Source organism: Paenibacillus durus (assembly GCF_000756615.1).
Classification (GTDB): domain Bacteria; phylum Bacillota; class Bacilli; order Paenibacillales; family Paenibacillaceae; genus Paenibacillus_AQ; species Paenibacillus_AQ durus.
The window spans coordinates 4,635,598-4,653,952 of record NZ_CP009288.1 but is presented as its reverse complement, the minus strand read 5'-3'; the positions used below and the strand labels follow the sequence as shown (position 1 = coordinate 4,653,952).

Below are 18,355 nucleotides of genomic sequence, written 5' to 3'. Positions count from 1 at the left end.
GCTTTCCGCAGTGGCCGAAGGCACCCTTTCGCTTTATTAGAAGGAGTTCTGTTCATTGCTGGGTGCCGCGGCGGCCCAGCTTCCTCATCAGAATTATACCGTGAAGAATGACCAGCATGCTGCATGCTATCGCTATGACTTGCCTTGCCTGATCGCTGGCTGTAAGGGTATCGAAGATACCATGCCAAAGTATGACCGGGATGATACTCCAGCGGCTTCCTGCGCAGATCCAGGCGAGTACGACAGAGCCGTAAGCCAGGCTGATTCCCCAGCCGATGACGCCAAATCCCATGCCGAGATAATTATCGTTAAACCAAAATGCGGGCAGATGCCATAACATCCAGACGGCGGCCACGATCAGAGCCGAAGCGAATAAAGAGCGGCTTCGGTGCAGTTCTGGCAGAAGAAAGCCGCGCCAGCCACTCTCCTCACCGATGCCAAAAGTCAGCATCCAGACTAGCGAGGTTTCCCAGATGTTGAAACCGGAAGGAAGGTCGGAGGTAAGCCCGAACCTGTGCATATCTGGAAAACTGCCGGTAACGAGGCGATGAGCCAGGATGGCAATACATCCGTAAACAAGCGGAAGGCCGGATGAAATCAGCAGCCACCTTCGCGGGAATGAAAATGAAAACAGCGTCTTCATCCATGCGAAGAATCCTTTGCGGCCAGCCGAAAGCTCTGCGGCGGCGGCTCCGGCAAGAGGTCCGAAGGAACCGAGATAGAATTGTCCGGGGAGGACGGGGAGATCGGCTGCCAGCTGCTTGTTCGCAAGCAGCGGCAGCCAGCAGGTCCAGGTAAAGCCAAAGGCGACGAATAGAAACAAAATTAGTTTGCTATTGCTCCGCTTTTGGCTGGAGGACAGACGGGGATTCATAATTACCTACTCCTTCATATAGAGTGATCTATCCCTATAATGGGAGCAAGGCATTGTGCAGGGATACGGAAAATATCACGTTTTTTTAAGGAAAACATAAAGCCCACAGATTGCTATGAGATTGAATAGCTGCCTGCGGGCGTAGTCATTGGTGCTCGGGTGCTTAATTCGCTTCGGCACGTTATATGGTGGCTTATCGCCTGTTACTCAATGGAAATATTATAGGTGCGGAGCCAGAGATCGACCTGGGACAGGTAAGCGAACAGCTGCGGGCCGGACATTAGCTGACCGAACCAGGGCAGATTGCTGGAGGACTCCGGCGATGCCGCAATTTCACGGATTTTGGCCGAATCAATCAAAGGCAGAATAGGAGAAGACGGATCGTCAAGAATGCTGAGCGCCTGCTGCCGAACGGCATTCAGATAGCCGGGATTATGCGTCTTGGGATAAGGGCTTTTTTTGCGATACAGCACATCGTCCGGAAGTACGCCTTCAAGCGCTTTGCGCAAGATCCCTTTTTCCCGGCCGCCCACGGTTTTAATTTCCCAGGGAATATTCCACACGTATTGAACGAGCCGGTGATCGCAATAAGGGACGCGTACTTCAAGACCGACACCCATGCTCATTCGGTCCTTGCGGTCCAGTAGAGTCGGCATAAACCGAGTGATATTGAGGTAGGACATGACCCTCATCTGTGCCTGCTTGCCGGTTTCGCCCTCAAGCTTTGGCGTCTCCGCTACCGCGTCGCTGTATCGATCTCCCAAATATTCGAGCGGACGAATCCATTCCCGGATCTCGGGTGAGAGCAGACCGGCCCGCATCTTAGGAGCAACCGCCCATGGGAAAGTTCCTGAAGACAGCATTTCTTCACGGTGAAACCAGGGATACCCGCCGAATATTTCGTCAGCCGCTTCACCGGAAATCGCCACGGTGGCACCTTTTTTAATTTCCCGGCAGAACAAATACAGCGATGAATCGACATCCGTCATGCCTGGCAGATCGCGTGAGAACAGCGCATTATCCAGCGCCTCTACCAGCTCATCCGTGTCGAATTGTACATAATGATGGCGGGTCCTCAGTTCATCGACCATCCGTTTGATCCAGGGTCCGTCAGCTCCAGGCTGGAAGGAATGGCTTTTGAAATACTTGTCATTGTCGACATAGTCGACCGAATAGGTGTCCATCTGCCCTTGGCCGGTCCGTTTATAATAATCCACGGCAAGCGCAGATAATGCGCTCGAATCAAGGCCCCCGGACAGCAGGGAGCAGACGGGTACGTCAGAGACAAGCTGACGCTCGAGCGTATCCTGCAGCAGTTCCCGTACTTTAGCGGCTGTCTCCTCCGGACTGTCCGTATGGGGGGAACTTTCCAGCGTCCAGTAGGCATAGCTCCGCAGGCCTTCACGGCTGTATATCATGGCATGGCCGGGGCGAAGCTCCGACATATCCTTATATACACCATGTCCCGGCGTCCGGGCCGGACCAACTATAAAAATCTCTGCAAGCCCTTCCGGTCCTACGACCGGGCGGACCTTGGGATGCTGAAGCAGCGCCTTGGGCTCCGAACCAAAGATGAGCGTATCGTCCGCCTTGCTGAAGAACAGCGGTTTCACGCCCAGCCGGTCGCGTGCGAAGAATACCTGCTCGCGCAGACCGTCCCAGACGGCAAAAGCGAAGATACCGTTCAGTTTTTCCGCACAATCCGGTCCCCACTCGATATAAGCGTGCAGCAGCACCTCGGTGTCGCATTGCGTACGGAACTCATGTCCCCGCTGCTTCAGTTCATTTTTTAATTCGGGGGCATTATATAATTCTCCATTATAGACTATCGCATAGACCTGGTCTTCATGGCAGGCAATCATCGGTTGTGCGCCGTTCTCGGGATCAATTACGCTGAGTCTGCGGTGTCCGAAAGCGATAGGGCCCGAAATCCAAGTACCCGCCGCATCCGGACCGCGGTTCGCCAAGGTTTCAGTCATTTTGACCAGCAGCCCGGAATCTTGGGTCAAATCTCCGCGCCACTGGATAAATCCGGTTATTCCGCACATGACGGTTCATCCTCTCTTGTGTGGGTCGTTAATTGCTGTGTCGCTATCTTTTTGCCAATTAGTACAGATATATGCCGAAGGAAGGCATAAAATGTATGTCCTTATCCGAACACTAGGGAGGGGGAAATTTGGCTTGGAAGGAAGGATGACCGATGTACTATATTAAGGATGCGAAAATACGCAGAATGCTTAAATATGACGGGGCGCCCTGCGCCGAAGTGGGGGTACTGCCGGGAGCTGTGGGTGACTCCGCGCTATTGGTCTATATTGTGGAAGATAACCGGGAAGAGGGGTATGAAATTGTCCGTATTTTGACCAATGATGCGGATACAGACAGTGATTGGTTTGATAATAATATGCATGACGCCTTTGTCGATGTGACTTCAAGCGCATTTACAGGCAGTCCGGTCATGAGTCCGGAGGAGGAACGGGACAAATTTCAACGGGAACTGCTGATTTTCGGGGATTTAAAAAAACAGCTAGGGCTTCGATTTCAGGACTATTCATAAGCCAATCGGAAATGAACATGAATAAGGGAGTGTTTCTATTCGCTATGTAGGAACTTAGGGACACTCCCTTAAATTATCTGCAAAATAAGCGGCTGACGATTAGTGGCTCTTTAGCATTTCCATTTCAACCTCTAGCTTAAACTGGCGGCGATTAAGGAGATCCATACCAGATTCCAGTGTATCGATGCGCTTGTTCGTCTTCTGTTCGAATGCTTGCTGCGCCGTCTCAATGCGCTTTACCGTTTCCAGTGTCTCGAAAAGGGCCTGCTTGAACTCCCGTTGCTCAGCTCTCATTTCCTGCTGTTCTGCACGCATTTCCTGTTGCTCTGCACGCATTTCCTGCTGCTCTGCACGCATTTCCTGTTGCTCTGCACGCATTTCCTGTTGTTCTGCACGCATTTCCTGCTGCTGTGCTTTCATTTCCTGCTGTTCTGCTTTAATCTCCTTCAGTTCATTTAAAATCCGTTCGAACATGGCTTCGCTCATGGTTAGCCGCCTCCTTAGAAATTTAATAAGTAGCAATGGATTTCAGCACTCTTCCGACAACTCTAATTTCGGAGCCGTAACTTGCTCGAGCTTCACGTATTATGGGAGAAAGCTTAACGTTATCGGATAAAAGAATAAAATGATCACCCTGACAGTACACCCTCCGAAGCACCGGCTCGCCATTAACCAGTACGACGGCAATTTCGCCGTCTGCCACCTTATCTTGTTTGTGAATCAGCAGAAGGTCGCCCTCGGCAATGCCAGCCGAAGACATACTATCGTCCCTTGCCTGAAGATAAAAACATTCGCCTTCCTTAATCCAATCCTTTGGTGTAGCTTCATAGCCTTTAATTTCGCGAACCTGGAGATCATCGTTGTGAAAAGAAAGCTTTCCCGCAACAGGCAGCTGTACTAGCTCGGCCACACGCGGCTCTGCGCCCAGCATCGTCTCCGTTCCTTCAAGCAGCGCGGCAAGCTCAACGTTCAGAGCCAGAGCAATCTCGCTCAGTCGGTCCATGTCCACTTTAATCTCTCCGGTTTCGTACCGCTGAATGGTCTTCTTCGTTAGTCCGAGAGCGTCTCCTAGAGCCTGCAGGCTCAGTTGTCCAATGTTACGATGTTTGCGGATATTGCCGCCTACAATTTCATAAAACCGGGAGATTTCCTGAGTTTTGTTTATTGTAATCACGCGCCTTTATTATTCAGAAATGTAAGATCGTAAATTTGATTCTTGTAAAAGTGATTATAACAGAATAAGACACGAAATCAAGTATTTTATTAATTGTGTCTTATTAAATCTCTGCTACCTTCCTAAAATGCCTGCATACTATTTTCGAAGAATTGTAACGTGCCCAAAACTTGATCTCTCTAGTACAATCGTTATATAATAATAAACGTTGTTGCAATACATACCTTGTGTCCCAATAGCTCAGCTGGATAGAGCATGCGCCTTCTAAGCGCACGGTCGGGGGTTCGAATCCCTCTTGGGACGTACAAAACCTTCCTTCGGGAAGGTTTTTTGCGTTACAGGGGACAAGAACCCCAGAGGTTCGTCGGAGCATAGGCATCGGGAGGATAAGCATCGCAGTCAGCCCAAAGGGCTGTACCCCGATTGGGACGTACAAAGCCTTCCTTCGGGAAGGTTTTTTGCGTTACAGGGAAGAGAACCCCCAGTGGTTCGTCGGAGCATGGGCATCGGAAGCATCGGCATGGCAGCCAACTCTCCTCCTTACAGCCGTTCCGGCGCAGGCAGGCCCAACACATCGAGCGCGTCTTTCAGTGTACCGGCGAATCTCCGGACCAGCCAAAGTCTGAAACGCAGCCGCTCCGGTTCGGCTTTCAGGATGGGACAGGCGGAGTAGAAATTGTTGAACAGGGTAGCTAGCGTGTGCGCATATCCGCAGATAGCGTTCGGGGCCAGCTCCTGTCCCGCCGCATAGAGCGTGTCCGGCCAAAAGGCGATATGCCGCAGCAGAGCGGCTTCCGCTTTTTCCATATTGTCCGGTATAACAGCTTCTTCGTCCATGACCAAGTCAATCACAGGCGCTTTGGCCAGAACGCTGACCGCACGCGCATAGGAGTACATCAAATACACGCCGGTATTGCCGGATATTTCCGTCGCCTGGCGCAGATCGAACACCACCTCGGTTCCGAGGTTGAAACGCAGCAGGTAGTAGCGTATGGCGGCGAGGGCGATCGTGCGGCTGGGCAATCCGTCTTTATCACTGCGGCTTTGTTCAATGCTGTTCTCCACAAGGTTGATCAAATCGCTGACTTTGATGCCGATACCTTGGCGCCCGGACATGGCGTAAGAGGTTTTGCCGTCCGAAATGTCGATGCCAAGATCCGCAGCGGAAGCGGGACTTAGGGAAACAACGCCGTAACCCGCATGATAGAGCTTATCGGCCTGAGCGGAGTATCCCAGCGCCCGCAGCGCCTCTTTGACCATATTTTGGGGATACTCCTGCCTTGAATCAATGACATTAATGACGACATCGGCCCTGCCGAGCGGCAGGTGTTCTCCTCCGTTTACCGTTGTAAACAAGCCCTCTTCGAACTTTGTATAAGTAAAATCCTTGCCCAGCAGCCCGAATTTCCAGAGATGGTAAGCAATATCCTTAGCCGTATACGTCAAAATCCCGTTCGAGCGCACCAGCACCTTATCCGTAATATGCTCCGACTCCTGCTCCCCCTGTTCCGTTCCCTGCTTAAGCACCCAACAGCCTGCAAGCTTCCCCTCGGTTTCCTGGTAAAAAAGAGGCGTCCGCCGCAGCCGCTCAAATGCCGCCGACCAGAACCCTTCCCTGACAATGCTGCTTTCCCAGACCAGCAAATCATATTCGATGCCGAACGGCTTCATTTCCGCGATATGCTCCCGAACAATCCGTTCTGCGGCCAGACTGCCGAGCCAGGCGACATTCCCCGTACCTTCTTCCAGCTTATGCAGCGTTTCGGCGCGTTTGGCCGCCATTTCCGGATTCGCCGCATACTCCTTGTTGATTGCCGAGTAAATGTCCCAGCAGTAATCGCCGAAGCGGACATGCTCCCCGGTCAAAGGAACATTCAGCAGACCGACGACGGTATCCGCCAATTGGTTGCCAAGATCGTCGATATAATTATGGACCTCAACCGTATAATTGATTCTTCTTAACATACGCACAAGTGTGTCACCGATGCATGAATTCCGCAGATGGCCGATATGCATGGATTTGTTGGGATTGACTGAGGTATGCTCGATGACCACTTTTTCATCCGGCGCCGGAGGCAGCGCGAAATCTCGCCGGGCCCAAGTATTCCAGCAGATATAAACATTAAGAAAGCCGGGAGCCGCCGTTTCCGCCTTTTCCAGCAGACCCTCCGCCAGACCCGTAGTCTTCAATTCCTCCTGAATCAACTGCGCAATGACAAGCGGCGGTTTACGCAATGTTCTGGCAAGCTGCATGGCAATATTGCTTGAATAATCACCGTGTTCCGGGTTTGCGGGCTGTTCTACAGCCACCGACAGTTCTTCGGGAATCTCCAAACCAAGACGTTCCATGACACGTTTTACGCTTTGCTCAATCTCTTTTTGAATAAGCTGGCTTAACATCCTCACGACCTCCTTCTGAATATAAAAAAAAGCCCGCGTCTCAAAAAGAGACGAGGACTTGTGTTCTCGCGGTACCACTCTACTTGCCAGACCGGAAGGTCTGGCCGCTTTGCGGGATAACGGACCCGTGCCGGGGCTTCCTACTGAGGTTCGGAAGTCCGTCTCCCGGGTGCGCTTCATGAGGGTCTTCCCGCCGGCTCCCACCAACCCGGCTCGCTGGGCATCAGAGGCCCTTCATTACTCTCCCGATCATCGACTGCCTATGAATTTTTTTCTAAATTATAAACGTTTTTTTGGAAAAAGCAATTTGTTTTTTTCATTTCATTTACTTGCCGAAACTCCCAAACGAATGAGGCAGCCGCTGCATAATCTGGTGACGTATTCTACTTGAGAGGAGGAGTCATTCATGAGCGAAGTTGGCGGATATGGCGCTGGTTGTAATTCCACAACCGCGATTCTGGTGTTGTTCATTCTGCTTGTAATCATCACCAAATCTCTGTGGGTATAATTGTTTGTGTAACGAAAAATCCCGCAGGCCTCAGGGCCTGACGGGATTTTTTTAAAGCTGCGCGTTTATCCTTTTACCTCAGCTACGGAACCGCCGCTTCTTTTTTCCACTGGTGAATGGACTGCGGCTTGCCGTTACTTGCGCTCGGATGCCTGATTTCCCGGGTTCGCCGCGATGCCATGCATAATGAACCGGATCAACAGCTCAATTTCTTCCTCATCGTTCCATTCCTTGTTCGGCTGCAGCAGCAGACGGGTCATAATGTAGCCGATGGTGGCGGATACCGAAAAGCGGATGACTGCTGGCGCCGGAACGTCGATGATTTCCCCTTTTTGCTTAAAATGCTCGACTTGCGCGGAAATCCTTTCAAGAACCTTGCCGATAATATCCTCTATGAACTGCTCTCGCAGCTTCGGATGAAAAGGAATTTCCTGAATCAAGATTTGCAGGAACTTAAAGTTCTTGCGGGCGAAATCGAGCCGGTTCCGGATCAGGGCGCGCAGAAAGTCCTCATAGCTGTCAAAAGACGTATCCAGCAAATTCCCGAAGTTTCTCATAACAAAAGGGGCAAGCAGCCGGCTCATCGTCGGCCCGACAATGGACAGCAGCAAATCTTTCTTGGTCTTGTAGTAGCGAAAAATCGTTCCCTCCGCTACGCCGGCCCTCTGGGCGATTTCGCTGGTCGCCGCGCCCGCATAGCCTTTTTCCGCAAACACATCCACGGCCGCCTGCAAAATCGCGATTTGCTTCGGCGTTATTTTTTCTTCATCGCCAAGAGCAAGCAGCTCCAGAGCCCACGACTCCGTATTGTTGTCCGCAGAAAGATGTTCTGCCATAATGTCAACCCTCCAGACGTTTTCTGTCTGCTTATCGTACCATATACGAGAGCTTGAGTTACATTTTACGATGCTTGCGGAGAGCAAGCACGTTCAGCACCATGAACACGAGCGAGAAGGCGATTAGCACATACACATCCGTCTCCACCGCGTTCCAGCCCTTGCCGCGAATCATAATGTTCGTCATTGCCTCGGCCCCATAGTATAACGGAGTCGCATATCCGACCCGCTGAAGCCAGAGCGGAAGGGTATCCAGCGGGAATAATCCGCTTAGAAAGATTTGCGGCACAATGACAAGCGGGATGAACTGAATCATCTGGAGCTCGTTTCCGGCATACGCCGACAGCAGCGTACCGAGCGTTAATGCCGTCATCGACAGCAGCAGTGTAATCAGCAGGACATAGCCGAAGCTTCCGGCCATCATAATGCCCAGCACCTGAATGGAGAACCAGGATATAAGCAGCGCCTGAAACACGGTGAAAATCCCGAAACCGCAGACATAGCCGATGACGATTTCCCAGCGTTTAAGCGGTGTGGCAAGCAGGCGTTCGAGCGTTCCCGTCGTCCGTTCCCGCAGAAAGGAGACCCCGGCAATCAGGAAGACGAAAAAGAAGACGAATACGCCGATCATAATCGGTCCGAACCGGTCGATCGTCTTCATGTCGGCGGAGCCGTACAAATAGCTGATCTGCGGCTGAACGGCAGCCCCCGCCTGCGCCTGCGCTTGGCCGGATACCCCCTGATCCCTGGCTGCCTGCTCCAGCGCCTGCATAACCGCCCGGTTAGCCGTAGGATTGCTTCCTTCCAATATGACCTTTGGAGCACCGCCGCTCATCGAGATCAGCGCGTCAATTTCTCCATTTTTCAGCGCCAGGGTGCCTTCTTCCTCCGCATTATACTTTACTGCCTTTGCATCATGCTTCGTCAACGCCTCAGATAGAACCGCCGCCTGGCCCGCAAGTCCGATATTAGGCTTATAAGTCTCCCCGCCAAACACCAGGCTCATCAGGCTGAGAACGAGCAGGGGGGCGGCGAACATCAGGGCCATCGTTCTTTTATCATGAATAAACTGCCGTAAAATACGCAGCGTAAGCGCACCGATTCTCATGAACGCACACCTCCATAATACAAAAACGCTTCTTCAATAGATGAAGAGCCTGTGGCCTGAAGCAGATTCGCCGGAGTGTCTTCCGCAAGCAGACGGCCTTCGCGGATCATGCCGAGCCGGTCGCATTTTTCGGCTTCATCCATCACGTGGGTTGTGAGCACTATGGTAGTCCCCCGTTCATTCAGAGCTTTGAGCTCCTTCCAGATGGACATGCGCAGCACCGGATCGATGCCGACGGTCGGTTCGTCCAGAATGAGCAGGGGCGGTTCATGCAGCAGGGCGATCGCCAGCGACAGCCGGCGCTTCATCCCCCCGGAGTATTGATTTACTTTTTTGCGGAGATGCTCCTGCAGATTAACGATCTCCATCACTTCCTTGATTCGTTTGTTTCTCCGCTCTTTCCTAAGTCCGTACAGTGAAGCGAAAAACTCCAGATTATCCTTGGCGCTCAGCTCGCTGTACAGCGCGTCGGACTGGGCCATGTAGCCTATTTGCGAGAGCAGGGACAGCTTGGGGACTTTCACTCCCAGCACATGCACTTCCCCCGAGTCGGCTTCATCAATTCCGGTCAGCAGCCTGACCAGGGTCGTCTTTCCAGAGCCTGAGGGACCCAGCAGGCCGAAAGTCTCGGCTTTGCGTACCTTAAGGCTGATGTCTTCCAGGACAACTTTGCTGCCGAATGCTTTGCGAATATGAGATACCGTAATTACAGGCGCTTCCTGGTTCATAAGAATCACTCCGTTCATTTTCAATTCAATATGAGTGAGTACTCACTCATTATATTAGTTCAGAGATCGCTAATTGTAAATCCTTTTCTTCGAGCTTAATATTGCGCTGACAAAAGTTCCTTATTCCGGCAGAAAGAACGCGAAAAATCAGGACAAGTTCATCATTACCAAATATTTCTCGGCAACAGATTTTACAACCAGGACGGAAAATAACATTAGTAGTTACCTATATGAAAAGGGTGAATCCATTTGAAAAGAAATCAGTGGTTAAGCGTGCTGATGGCTTCGGCGCTTCTTGTGACTGTCAGTCAAGCAAGTGTGTATGCTGCGGCAGGCGCAAACAGCGGCAAATCAGCAGCCGTGAAATCATCCGCCAGGGCGGCGAAAGTGAAAGAAGGAAAGGCAGCTTGGACGGTGGACAGCGTTCAGCACACCATCAAGACGATTGACGCCGGAGGATACAAGCTGTATTCGGTCGGCCAGCTTGCAGCCGCACTGGGCGCAGGTCTGAAAGCAGAAGCGGGAGGTCTCTCGCTGACAGACAGAGCAAGCGTACATACGATTAACTTTAAAGCGGGCTCCAAGAGCTATTCGGTAGACGGCGTGAAACGGAGCTTCACAACGGCTCCAACCGTATACGGCGGAAAATTGTACGTTGAGCTAAGCGCGATTGTATACGGACTTGGAGGTGAACTGTTCGGCAGCCCACTGCAAATTCTTAGCACCGCCCGGCCGCAGGGCGAATTCGATACACTCCATTGGGCCGCTGACGGAAGCCTTCTCGCAAATCGTGAAGGAGACAAGGCGGAAATTTATAAATTTGCGTCTAATCCGGGCAGCTACAGACTGTTCTCTAGTGACAGCAGAGCTGCCGATTTCTCGGTTTCGGGCGACCTCCGTTTCGGTGCTTTCACCGACGAGACGGGTCAACTGCTTGTCATCGATTTGGCGTCCGGAGCGGTAAAGCCGCTTGGCACGGATACCAGCGTCAAGACGGATCTGACTTGGTCGGCTGACGGCAAGACCATCTATTTTATCCAGGGAGACAAGCAGGAGAAACTGTCGAAAATTTCTGTGGATACCGGCGCTGTAACGGAACTGCTGGCGGATAAGGTGGAGAACAAATCCGAGCTGCAGATTTCCGCGGACGGCAAGAAGGCGGTCTATATCGTCAACATTACGGGGACAGCTAAAAATGATGCCGACAGCACCGAAGATTCCCTGACGGTCGACTACAGCAAGGCTGGAGAGCAGCTGTACCAGCTAGACCTGTCTGCAAAGGATGCGAAACCGGCCGCTCTGACCTCCTCGGGCGACAACAAGCTGTACCCTGAAATTCTGGCCGACGGAACCGTGGTTTACTTAAGTGCTGACCCTGATGGCAAAGCTCCCAATACCCTGAAGACGCTGAAGCCTGACGGAACCTTCGCAGACATTCCGCTTGATATTGAGGTGGTATGGGCACAAGAAGGCGCAGGCGGATTGATCGCATCCGGTACGGCAGCCGACGGAACGTCGCGTATCTATGCCATTACGGCCGCCGGAGCAAGTAAAGAGTTATTCCGGACAACCCAGGACATTTCGGAAGTTGCGGTTTCCGGCGACGGCGCCAAGCTGGGTGTGATCTCGGGCGGTAAACTGTTAGAGATTGAGAACGGCAAGGCTGTGCAGCTGACGAAATAACATTTTTTTCAGCGTGAATTTATACTATATCGGCTTCAAGCCGGAAGGGGAATTAATCATGAAATTATTTAAAAAAATCACGTTTTCGGCCTTAGCAGCTGTATTTGCAGTTACGGCATCCTTCGCGGGAGGAGCTTCCGCAGCAGGATCGCTGTCGGGTAAAATCACGGTCAACGGTTCAACGGCTCTGCTGCCGCTGACACTGCAGGCCGCCAAGGAATTTCAAAGAATGAATCCGAAGGTTAGAATAGCCGCTTCCGGCAAAGGCTCTGTCACTGGCCCTCAAGCCGTTAAAAAGGGCATCGCCGACATCGGCGCCTGCGACTGGGATGCCAGCATGGACGTTCCTGGCTTTAAAGCATTTAGCGGACAGGTGGCGAACAAAGTCGCTGTCATTCCTTTTGCTACGATTGTTAATAAAAATGTCGGCGTGGACAACCTGACCACTGAACAGCTCAGAGGCATTTACTCCGGCAAAATTACGAACTGGAAGCAAGTTGGCGGCGCTGACGCGGATATCGTCGTTATTACCCGCGCTTTCGGTTCCGGTACCCGCGTCAACTACCAAGCCAAGGCGCTTGCGGGCGGCGATATCGTGAAGAAAGAGAAGAACTATAAAGAGACCGGCTCCAGCGGCGATATGAAAACGGCTGTTGCGACGACTCCTAATGCCATCGGATACATCGATTTGGTATATGTCAGCGGTGATGTAAAGGCCGTCAAGTATAACGGTGTAGCAGCTACCACTGAAAACGTCATTAACGGTTCCTACAAAATTTGGGCATATGGCTACTACATGACTAAGGGCCAACCGACCGGGGCTGTTAAAGCCTTTATCGATTACGTTCAAAGCAAGAAGTTCCAGCAGGGTTCGCTGAAAAAGCTGAAGTTCATCCCGATTTCGGCAATGAAGTAATTTTTTAGCGCATCCAATAGAACAAATGATATGAGCCAGCCTCCGGCGATAGCGGGGCTGGTTTTTTACAGGAGGACAAGCATGGTACAACCGACCTACGATTCAACCCCTGCGGTAAATGGAAGCCTTCATATCAAAGGGGATACCGGCAGACGCCACCTTAGGCATTTGCTTGCAAACACCTTTGCCCGGTATTATTTTTTGTTCAGCATATTGGCGCTTTGCCTCGTGCTTGCGCTAGTCATCGTCTTTATCGGCAAGACGGCAATGCTGCTGCTTGGGCAGATTTCTCTGGCCGATTTCTTTCTCTCATTTAATTGGACGCCGGAAGAAGATAAGTTCGGGGCTGCGGCATTTATCATCAATACGTTATCGCTTACCGCGCTCACGCTGCTGATTTCAGTACCGGTGTCGATAGGCATGGCGGTGCTGACCGCTGAAATCGCGCCCATCTGGCTGAAACGTTTTATCCGGCCGATTCTTGATCTTCTGGTTGGTATTCCTTCCATTGTATATGGTTATCTCGGTCTGACTGTCCTCCTTCCGATGCTGCGGCGCGCCAGCGGCGAGAGCCTTGGAGACGGTCTGCTGGCGGCGGCGCTCGTTCTGGCGCTTATGGTGCTGCCTACCATTGCCCGAATCAGTGACGATGCGATCACCGCCGTACCGGGCAAATACCGCGACGCCGCCTACGCGCTCGGCTCCACCCGGCTTCAGGTTATTTTGCGCGTTGTTCTGCCAGCGGCCGGCAGGGGCATTCTTGCGGCGGTCATCCTTGGGATGACGCGGGCGATCGGCGAGACGATGGCCGTCGTTATGGTCATCGGCAACACGCCGCAGCTGGCGAAGACGCTGTTTACGCCAGCGTCGGTCCTGACAAGCAACATCGTTATGCAAATCTCCAACGTGGAATTCGACTCTACCTGGAACTACGCCCTGCATATGATGGCTTTTTTACTGCTGCTGATTTCTTTCTTGCTGATCCTGGTTATCCGGTTCTTGGGACGTAAAAGGAGGGAACGGTAATGAGCGGCTTTTCCCGTACTCGGCGTACAAGCTGGGCCATCCGCCGCGATAAGCTGGCGACCTGCGGCTTTTACGGACTCGGAGCTTTGGTTATGCTGCTTATTTTCTGGCTGCTGTTTACGATTTTGAGCAAAGGGCTGCCCGGGCTTGATTTCTCATTCCTGATTCGCCAGCCTGAGGAGATCGACGCCGGAGGCGGCATCGGCCCCGTGCTGTTCAACTCTTTTTATATTTTGCTGATCTCTCTTGTGATTTCGGTTCCTATTGGGCTGGGTGCGGGGATTTATATGGCGGAGTATGCGCCGGATAATTCATTTACCGGAGCAATGCGGATTTGCGTTGAGGCTCTGTCTTCCGTTCCATCCATCGTGTTCGGACTGCTGGGATTGGCTATTTTCGCGGAGTATTTCGGTTTGGGTCTGACCATAATCGGCGGCGGCGTCAGTCTGGCGCTGCTGAATCTGCCGATGCTGGCGCGGGTAACGGAGGAAGCAATTCGGGCCGTTCCAAAAGAGCTGCGCGAGGCGGGCTATGCGCTTGGGCTGACGAAATTTTATTGTATCCGTAAAATTGTGCTGCCGGTGGCGCTGCCGTCCATCATCACGGGCATCTGTCTCGTTGCCGGACGGGCATTCGGGGAATCGGCCGTAATTATTTTGACGGCGGGACTCAGCACTTCGGGGGAAATGTGGGATTTCAATCTGCTCTCCCCGGGAGAGACGCTGGCTGTGCATCTATGGTACGTGCAATCGGAAGCGATTGTAGAAGATGCCCGGCAGATCGCGGACAAATCCGCAGCCGTGCTCGTTATCGTCGTGCTGCTGATCAATCTGGCGTTTCGCGTGCCGCTCTGGTGGGTGAAGCGCGGGGAGGGGCGGTAAATAATTCTAAGCCGGGATACAGCCCATTCGGGCTGACTGCGAAGCAGGTGCTAACGAAGCTGATGCTCCGACGAACCTGTGGGGGGTTCTCATCCCTGTACGAGAAAAGGCCTTCCCGAAAGGGAAGACCTTTTAACGTCCCAAGAGGGATACAGCCCATTCGGGCTGACTGCGAAGCAGGTGCTAACGAAGCTGATGCTCCGACGAACCTGTGGGGGGTTCTCATCCCTGTACGAGAAAAGGCCTTCCCGAAAGGGAAGACCTTTTAACGTCCCAAGAGGGATTCGAACCCCCGACCGTGCGCTTAGAAGGCGCATGCTCTATCCAGCTGAGCTATTGGGACATATAAACTGAAAAGCAAGCAAAAATTATAGTATCATAAAACCGGCGAATATTCAACCTGTTTTTTCAAACCCGTCACAGGGTATGCTATAATCATCTACCGAGACGTTTTTGGAGAATCAGGAAGGAGGTGCCGTCATTCGAAATTCCAATTCCCCCGCTAAAGAAAACATCGTGCTTTTCCCCAAAACGCTGGACTACTATCAAATTCAGCTGACCGTTATGCTGGAAAGCGAACGTTATGGTGAAGCAGCTGAGCTGCTGCGCTTTTTGCTGCAATGCCAGGGGCAGGAAGCACGGCACTATGAGGAATGGCAATCTCTGCTGGAGTGGCTGGAGGCGGCGTTTCCATATGCTTTGCAGGACAAATATATCAACGAATCCCAGGCTTATGAAGAAGATATAGGTGAACAAGAGATGGCCCGGCAGCTGGCCAAGACCAAGCTTCAAGAAGACCCGGAATATGCGGGCAAGCTGCTGCACCGGGTTATGCACGAGCCATTGTCGGAAGCGACACTGCTCGCTCTGGAACAACTGTCCCATTTTGAAGGGGACGAGGTGGATTACGCCCTGACCGAGTGGGTTCAGAATCCGGGAATCCATCCTATTCTTCAATTCCGGACGTTGCAGACGCTTCGCCGGCGCGGTGTACAGGGGGCTGTGGAGTTGAAGCGCGGGCCGCAGAACATTGTGGTGGAAATTGATAACGTTCCTTTGAATAAGGATGAATTCCCTTCACAAATAGCCCAGGTGCTGGAACGGGTTGCGGAGCATGCGGAGATGCATGAGCCCACTTTGTATTATTTTGCGCAGGAGCTGTGGGAGCAGTTTATCATGTCGATTTACGGCTCGGAAGCCTATTATACGATTTTGACCGGTGAGGACGGAATTCTGGATCTATGGGCTGGAGCGCTGCATCAGACGGTTTCCGAGACGCTTAATGGAACAAGGAATGAAGAAGAGACCCGGGCAATGTACGGCATAACGGAAAGTATGCGGTTTCAGTTCGAACAAGCATACCGGATGCTGAACGGCTTTACCGGAAAGCGTCAGTGAAGTCATATTCCGAGGTCCAAAACGAACTTCACTACTTGAAAAATATAATAATATTTTATATAATATAATGGTTATTCTGTGCGTGATATGTGAACCAATTCTGGAGGGGAAAGTAAACAATGAAAGCAACTTGGGAAAAAATAGAGAAGAACCTTGGCGTTCTTGAAGTTGAAGTAGACGCTGAGCGTGTAGCGAAAGCTCTCGACAAAGCCTTTAATAAAGTCGTTAAAAAAGCAAACGTACCCGGCTTCCGCAAAGGTAAAGTGCCGCGTCCGATTTTTGAATCCCGCTTTGGCGTAGAAAGCCTGTACCAAGACGCCATCGATATTCTGCTGCCTGAAGCCTACGGCGAAGCAGTTGAGCAGACCGACATCTTCCCTGTAGACCGTCCTGAAGTAGATATCGAGCAGTTTGGCAAGGGACAAACCTTCAAGTTCAAAGCCAAGATCACTGTCAAGCCTGAAGTGACGCTCGGCGAGTACAAAGGAATCGAAGTTCCCGCTCAACAAGCGGAAGTTACCGACGAAGAGCTAGGTGCTGAACTCAAGCGCCTGCAAGAGCGTCATGCCGAACTCGTTGTGGTCGAAGACGTACCTGCAGCGAGCGGCGACATTGCCGTGATCGATTTCGACGGATACGTCGACGGAGAAGCTTTTGAAGGCGGCAAAGCGGAGCGCCATTCCCTGGAACTGGGAAGCAACTCCTTCATTCCTGGATTCGAAGACCAAGTCATCGGTATGGCTACCGGCGATTTCAAGGACGTCGAAGTGACTTTCCCGGAAGAATATCAAGCTGAGCATCTTGCAGGCAAGCCAGCCGTATTCAAAGTGAAACTGCATGAAATCAAACGCAAGCAGCTTCCTGAACTGGACGACGAATTTGCCAAAGACGTAAGCGAGTTCGAAACGCTCGACGAATACAAGGAAGATCTGAAGAAACAATTGGAATCCCGCAAGGCCGATGAGCTGAAAGGCGTGAAGGAAAACGCTGTTGTTGAAAAGGCTGCTGCCAATGCGGAAGTTGAAATTCCTCAAGCGATGATTGACAGCGAAATTGAGAGTATGGTCCGCGATTTCGACATGCGTCTTCGCCAGCAGGGCATGAACATGGATATGTTCCTCAGCTTCTCCGGACAAACCCAAGATGACCTGCGGGAACAAATGAAGAATGATGCAGAGCAGCGCGTCCGCAACAATCTGGTTCTCGAAGTGATTGCGAAGCAAGAGGATATTTCGGTTTCCGACGAAGAAGTTGAAGAAGAGCTGTCCAAAATGGCAGAGACTTACAGACGTTCTCCGGAAGAGATTCGCGGCATTCTTGCAGCCAACGGTTCGCTGGATAGCTTGAAGGGCGAAATTTCGCTCCGCAAGACCATCGAGTTCCTCGTTGAGAACAGCAAGGAAGTTGAGGCTCCGGCCGAAGCTGCAGAAGCGAAATCCGAAGAAGCAAGCGCTGAATAAATGATCTTATAGCGTTTAGAGCGTTTTCACTAGAGCGGTCCATTTCGGGCCTCATACCTAAGAGATAAGGTGCGTATATTTGCCTACGTGCCTTATTTTTTTGAAGAAAGACCTTTCTCTAAGTGAAAAAATGACATTGCGCCTTGAACGTGTTAAAATACATCTGAAAAGGCAAGACTAATTTGTATAGAGAAATGAGGTTGGTGGCATGAGTCTGGTACCAATGGTTGTGGAATCGACGAATCGGGGAGAACGCTCTTACGACATCTACTCCCGATTGCTCAAGGACCGCATCATATTCCTGAGCAACGCGATTGATGATGATGTTGCCAATCTGGTAATCGCCCAATTGCTGTTTCTGGCAGCCGAGGATCCTGAGAAGGACATCAACTTGTACATCAATTCGCCCGGTGGTTCTGTAACAGCCGGCATGGGTATATATGATACGATGCAATTTATCAAGCCAGATGTATCCACGATTTGCGTAGGAATGGCGGCTAGCATGGGCTCGCTTCTTTTGACGGCCGGGGCGCCCGGCAAAAGATATGCGCTATCCAACAGCGAGGTGATGATTCACCAACCGCTTGGCGGCGTTCAGGGTCAGGCGTCTGATATTTGGATTCACACAGACTGGATTCTCAAGACAAGACAGAAGCTGAATCAAATTTATGTAGACCGCACAGGACAGCCCCTTGAAAAAATCGAGCGCGATACAGACCGTGATAACTTCATGAGCGCCGAAGAAGCAAAGGCTTATGGCCTGATTGACGAGGTTCTGGCTTCACCGATCAAATCCTAAGGGGTGA

17 protein-coding genes, 2 tRNA genes and 1 other annotated feature are annotated in these 18,355 nt (G+C 51.7%); of the genes, 10 read left to right on the top strand and 9 right to left on the bottom strand.

Annotation, left to right across the window (positions count from 1 at the left end; all coding sequences use genetic code 11):
- Positions 1-52 precede the first annotated feature (52 nt).
- Positions 53-874, bottom strand: a complete 822-nt coding sequence (locus tag PDUR_RS20215; protein ID WP_042207924.1) for a CPBP family intramembrane glutamic endopeptidase — start codon at positions 872-874, stop codon at positions 53-55.
- A 203-nt stretch (positions 875-1,077) separates the two neighbouring features.
- Complete coding sequence (gene asnB, locus PDUR_RS20210; protein WP_042207923.1) at positions 1,078-2,922, bottom strand: asparagine synthase (glutamine-hydrolyzing); 1,845 nt, start codon at positions 2,920-2,922, stop codon at positions 1,078-1,080.
- A 152-nt stretch (positions 2,923-3,074) separates the two neighbouring features.
- Here asnB and PDUR_RS20205 point away from each other — a divergent pair, with 152 nt between their 5' ends.
- Positions 3,075-3,431, top strand: a complete 357-nt coding sequence (locus PDUR_RS20205; RefSeq protein WP_042207922.1) for a hypothetical protein — start codon at positions 3,075-3,077, stop codon at positions 3,429-3,431.
- A 99-nt stretch (positions 3,432-3,530) separates the two neighbouring features.
- Here PDUR_RS20205 and PDUR_RS27465 read toward each other — a convergent pair whose 3' ends face one another.
- Both PDUR_RS27465 and PDUR_RS20195 read right to left on the bottom strand, forming a co-directional pair.
- Positions 3,531-3,917, bottom strand: coding sequence for an EMC3/TMCO1 family protein (locus PDUR_RS27465; protein ID WP_052410314.1), 387 nt, complete (start codon positions 3,915-3,917; stop codon positions 3,531-3,533).
- Between the two features lie 22 nt (positions 3,918-3,939).
- Positions 3,940-4,605: a LexA family protein gene (locus PDUR_RS20195; RefSeq protein WP_052410313.1), complete on the bottom strand. Its 666-nt coding sequence runs from the start codon at positions 4,603-4,605 to the stop codon at positions 3,940-3,942.
- Between the two features lie 229 nt (positions 4,606-4,834).
- Between PDUR_RS20195 and PDUR_RS20190 the strand changes: the two genes are divergently transcribed.
- A tRNA-Arg gene (locus PDUR_RS20190) sits at positions 4,835-4,908 on the top strand.
- 237 nt (positions 4,909-5,145) lie between these two features.
- On the opposite strand, the gene PDUR_RS20185 is transcribed toward PDUR_RS20190, so the two are convergent.
- The gene (locus PDUR_RS20185) at positions 5,146-7,005 is read right to left on the bottom strand and encodes an arginine--tRNA ligase (protein ID WP_042207921.1); all 1,860 of its coding nucleotides are present in this window, start codon (positions 7,003-7,005) and stop codon (positions 5,146-5,148) included.
- A gap of 43 nt (positions 7,006-7,048) precedes the next feature.
- Positions 7,049-7,267: a binding site (T-box leader), on the bottom strand.
- Between the two features lie 144 nt (positions 7,268-7,411).
- On the opposite strand from PDUR_RS20185, the gene PDUR_RS29545 reads away from it, so the two are divergent.
- Entirely contained in the window at positions 7,412-7,513 is a 102-nt protein-coding gene (locus PDUR_RS29545) for a YjcZ family sporulation protein (RefSeq protein WP_218918419.1), read from the top strand.
- A 134-nt stretch (positions 7,514-7,647) separates the two neighbouring features.
- On the opposite strand, the gene PDUR_RS20180 is transcribed toward PDUR_RS29545, so the two are convergent.
- Genes PDUR_RS20180 through PDUR_RS20170 form a run of 3 tightly spaced genes read right to left on the bottom strand, consistent with a single transcriptional unit; the run spans position 7,648 to position 10,185 of the window.
- Positions 7,648-8,349, bottom strand: a complete 702-nt coding sequence (locus PDUR_RS20180) for a TetR/AcrR family transcriptional regulator (protein WP_042207920.1) — start codon at positions 8,347-8,349, stop codon at positions 7,648-7,650.
- A gap of 58 nt (positions 8,350-8,407) precedes the next feature.
- On the bottom strand, positions 8,408-9,457 hold the full coding sequence (locus tag PDUR_RS20175) for an ABC transporter permease (protein WP_042207919.1): 1,050 nt from the start codon (positions 9,455-9,457) through the stop codon (positions 8,408-8,410).
- Complete coding sequence (locus PDUR_RS20170; RefSeq protein ID WP_042207918.1) at positions 9,454-10,185, bottom strand: ABC transporter ATP-binding protein; 732 nt, start codon at positions 10,183-10,185, stop codon at positions 9,454-9,456. The genes PDUR_RS20175 and PDUR_RS20170 overlap by 4 nt, the downstream gene beginning before the upstream one ends.
- 249 nt (positions 10,186-10,434) lie before the next feature.
- Between PDUR_RS20170 and PDUR_RS20165 the strand changes: the two genes are divergently transcribed.
- The 4 genes from PDUR_RS20165 (at position 10,435) to pstA (ending at position 14,691) form a co-directional block, all read left to right on the top strand.
- Positions 10,435-11,868, top strand: coding sequence for a TolB family protein (locus PDUR_RS20165; protein ID WP_042207917.1), 1,434 nt, complete (start codon positions 10,435-10,437; stop codon positions 11,866-11,868).
- A gap of 58 nt (positions 11,869-11,926) precedes the next feature.
- Positions 11,927-12,784: a phosphate ABC transporter substrate-binding protein gene (locus PDUR_RS20160; protein WP_042207916.1), complete on the top strand. Its 858-nt coding sequence runs from the start codon at positions 11,927-11,929 to the stop codon at positions 12,782-12,784.
- An 81-nt stretch (positions 12,785-12,865) separates the two neighbouring features.
- On the top strand, positions 12,866-13,810 hold the full coding sequence (pstC, locus tag PDUR_RS20155) for a phosphate ABC transporter permease subunit PstC (RefSeq protein WP_042207915.1): 945 nt from the start codon (positions 12,866-12,868) through the stop codon (positions 13,808-13,810).
- Positions 13,810-14,691 carry a phosphate ABC transporter permease PstA gene (gene pstA, locus PDUR_RS20150; RefSeq protein ID WP_042207914.1) on the top strand — a complete coding sequence of 294 codons (882 nt, stop codon included), beginning with the start codon at positions 13,810-13,812 and terminating at the stop codon, positions 14,689-14,691. Before pstC ends, pstA begins: the two co-directional genes overlap by 1 nt.
- 269 nt (positions 14,692-14,960) lie before the next feature.
- On the opposite strand, the gene PDUR_RS20145 is transcribed toward pstA, so the two are convergent.
- A tRNA-Arg gene (locus tag PDUR_RS20145) sits at positions 14,961-15,034 on the bottom strand.
- Positions 15,035-15,207: 173 nt separating this feature from the next.
- On the opposite strand from PDUR_RS20145, the gene PDUR_RS20140 reads away from it, so the two are divergent.
- From PDUR_RS20140 to clpP, 3 genes are all read left to right on the top strand, one after another.
- Positions 15,208-16,089: a hypothetical protein gene (locus PDUR_RS20140; protein ID WP_081949931.1), complete on the top strand. Its 882-nt coding sequence runs from the start codon at positions 15,208-15,210 to the stop codon at positions 16,087-16,089.
- Positions 16,090-16,208: 119 nt separating this feature from the next.
- The gene (tig, locus tag PDUR_RS20135) at positions 16,209-17,549 is read left to right on the top strand and encodes a trigger factor (RefSeq protein WP_042207912.1); all 1,341 of its coding nucleotides are present in this window, start codon (positions 16,209-16,211) and stop codon (positions 17,547-17,549) included.
- Positions 17,550-17,757: 208 nt separating this feature from the next.
- Complete coding sequence (gene clpP, locus PDUR_RS20130) at positions 17,758-18,348, top strand: ATP-dependent Clp endopeptidase proteolytic subunit ClpP (protein WP_042207911.1); 591 nt, start codon at positions 17,758-17,760, stop codon at positions 18,346-18,348.
- The last annotated feature ends 7 nt before the right edge of the window (positions 18,349-18,355 follow it).

Excerpts from the sequence above, each read along its gene's own strand:
- PDUR_RS20175 (WP_042207919.1), bottom strand. The coding sequence starts at position 9,457 with ATGAGAATCGGTGCGCTTACGCTGCGTATTTTACGGCAGTTTATTCAT.
- pstA (WP_042207914.1), top strand. The coding sequence starts at position 13,810 with ATGAGCGGCTTTTCCCGTACTCGGCGTACAAGCTGGGCCATCCGCCGC.
- pstC (WP_042207915.1), top strand. The coding sequence starts at position 12,866 with ATGGTACAACCGACCTACGATTCAACCCCTGCGGTAAATGGAAGCCTT.
- PDUR_RS27465 (WP_052410314.1), bottom strand. The coding sequence starts at position 3,917 with ATGAGCGAAGCCATGTTCGAACGGATTTTAAATGAACTGAAGGAGATT.
- PDUR_RS20180 (WP_042207920.1), bottom strand. The coding sequence starts at position 8,349 with ATGGCAGAACATCTTTCTGCGGACAACAATACGGAGTCGTGGGCTCTG.
- PDUR_RS20215 (WP_042207924.1), bottom strand. The coding sequence starts at position 874 with ATGAATCCCCGTCTGTCCTCCAGCCAAAAGCGGAGCAATAGCAAACTA.
- asnB (WP_042207923.1), bottom strand. The coding sequence starts at position 2,922 with ATGTGCGGAATAACCGGATTTATCCAGTGGCGCGGAGATTTGACCCAA.
- PDUR_RS20185 (WP_042207921.1), bottom strand. The coding sequence starts at position 7,005 with ATGTTAAGCCAGCTTATTCAAAAAGAGATTGAGCAAAGCGTAAAACGT.
- PDUR_RS29545 (WP_218918419.1), top strand. The coding sequence starts at position 7,412 with ATGAGCGAAGTTGGCGGATATGGCGCTGGTTGTAATTCCACAACCGCG.
- PDUR_RS20170 (WP_042207918.1), bottom strand. The coding sequence starts at position 10,185 with ATGAACCAGGAAGCGCCTGTAATTACGGTATCTCATATTCGCAAAGCA.
- PDUR_RS20160 (WP_042207916.1), top strand. The coding sequence starts at position 11,927 with ATGAAATTATTTAAAAAAATCACGTTTTCGGCCTTAGCAGCTGTATTT.
- clpP (WP_042207911.1), top strand. The coding sequence starts at position 17,758 with ATGAGTCTGGTACCAATGGTTGTGGAATCGACGAATCGGGGAGAACGC.
- PDUR_RS20205 (WP_042207922.1), top strand. The coding sequence starts at position 3,075 with ATGTACTATATTAAGGATGCGAAAATACGCAGAATGCTTAAATATGAC.
- tig (WP_042207912.1), top strand. The coding sequence starts at position 16,209 with ATGAAAGCAACTTGGGAAAAAATAGAGAAGAACCTTGGCGTTCTTGAA.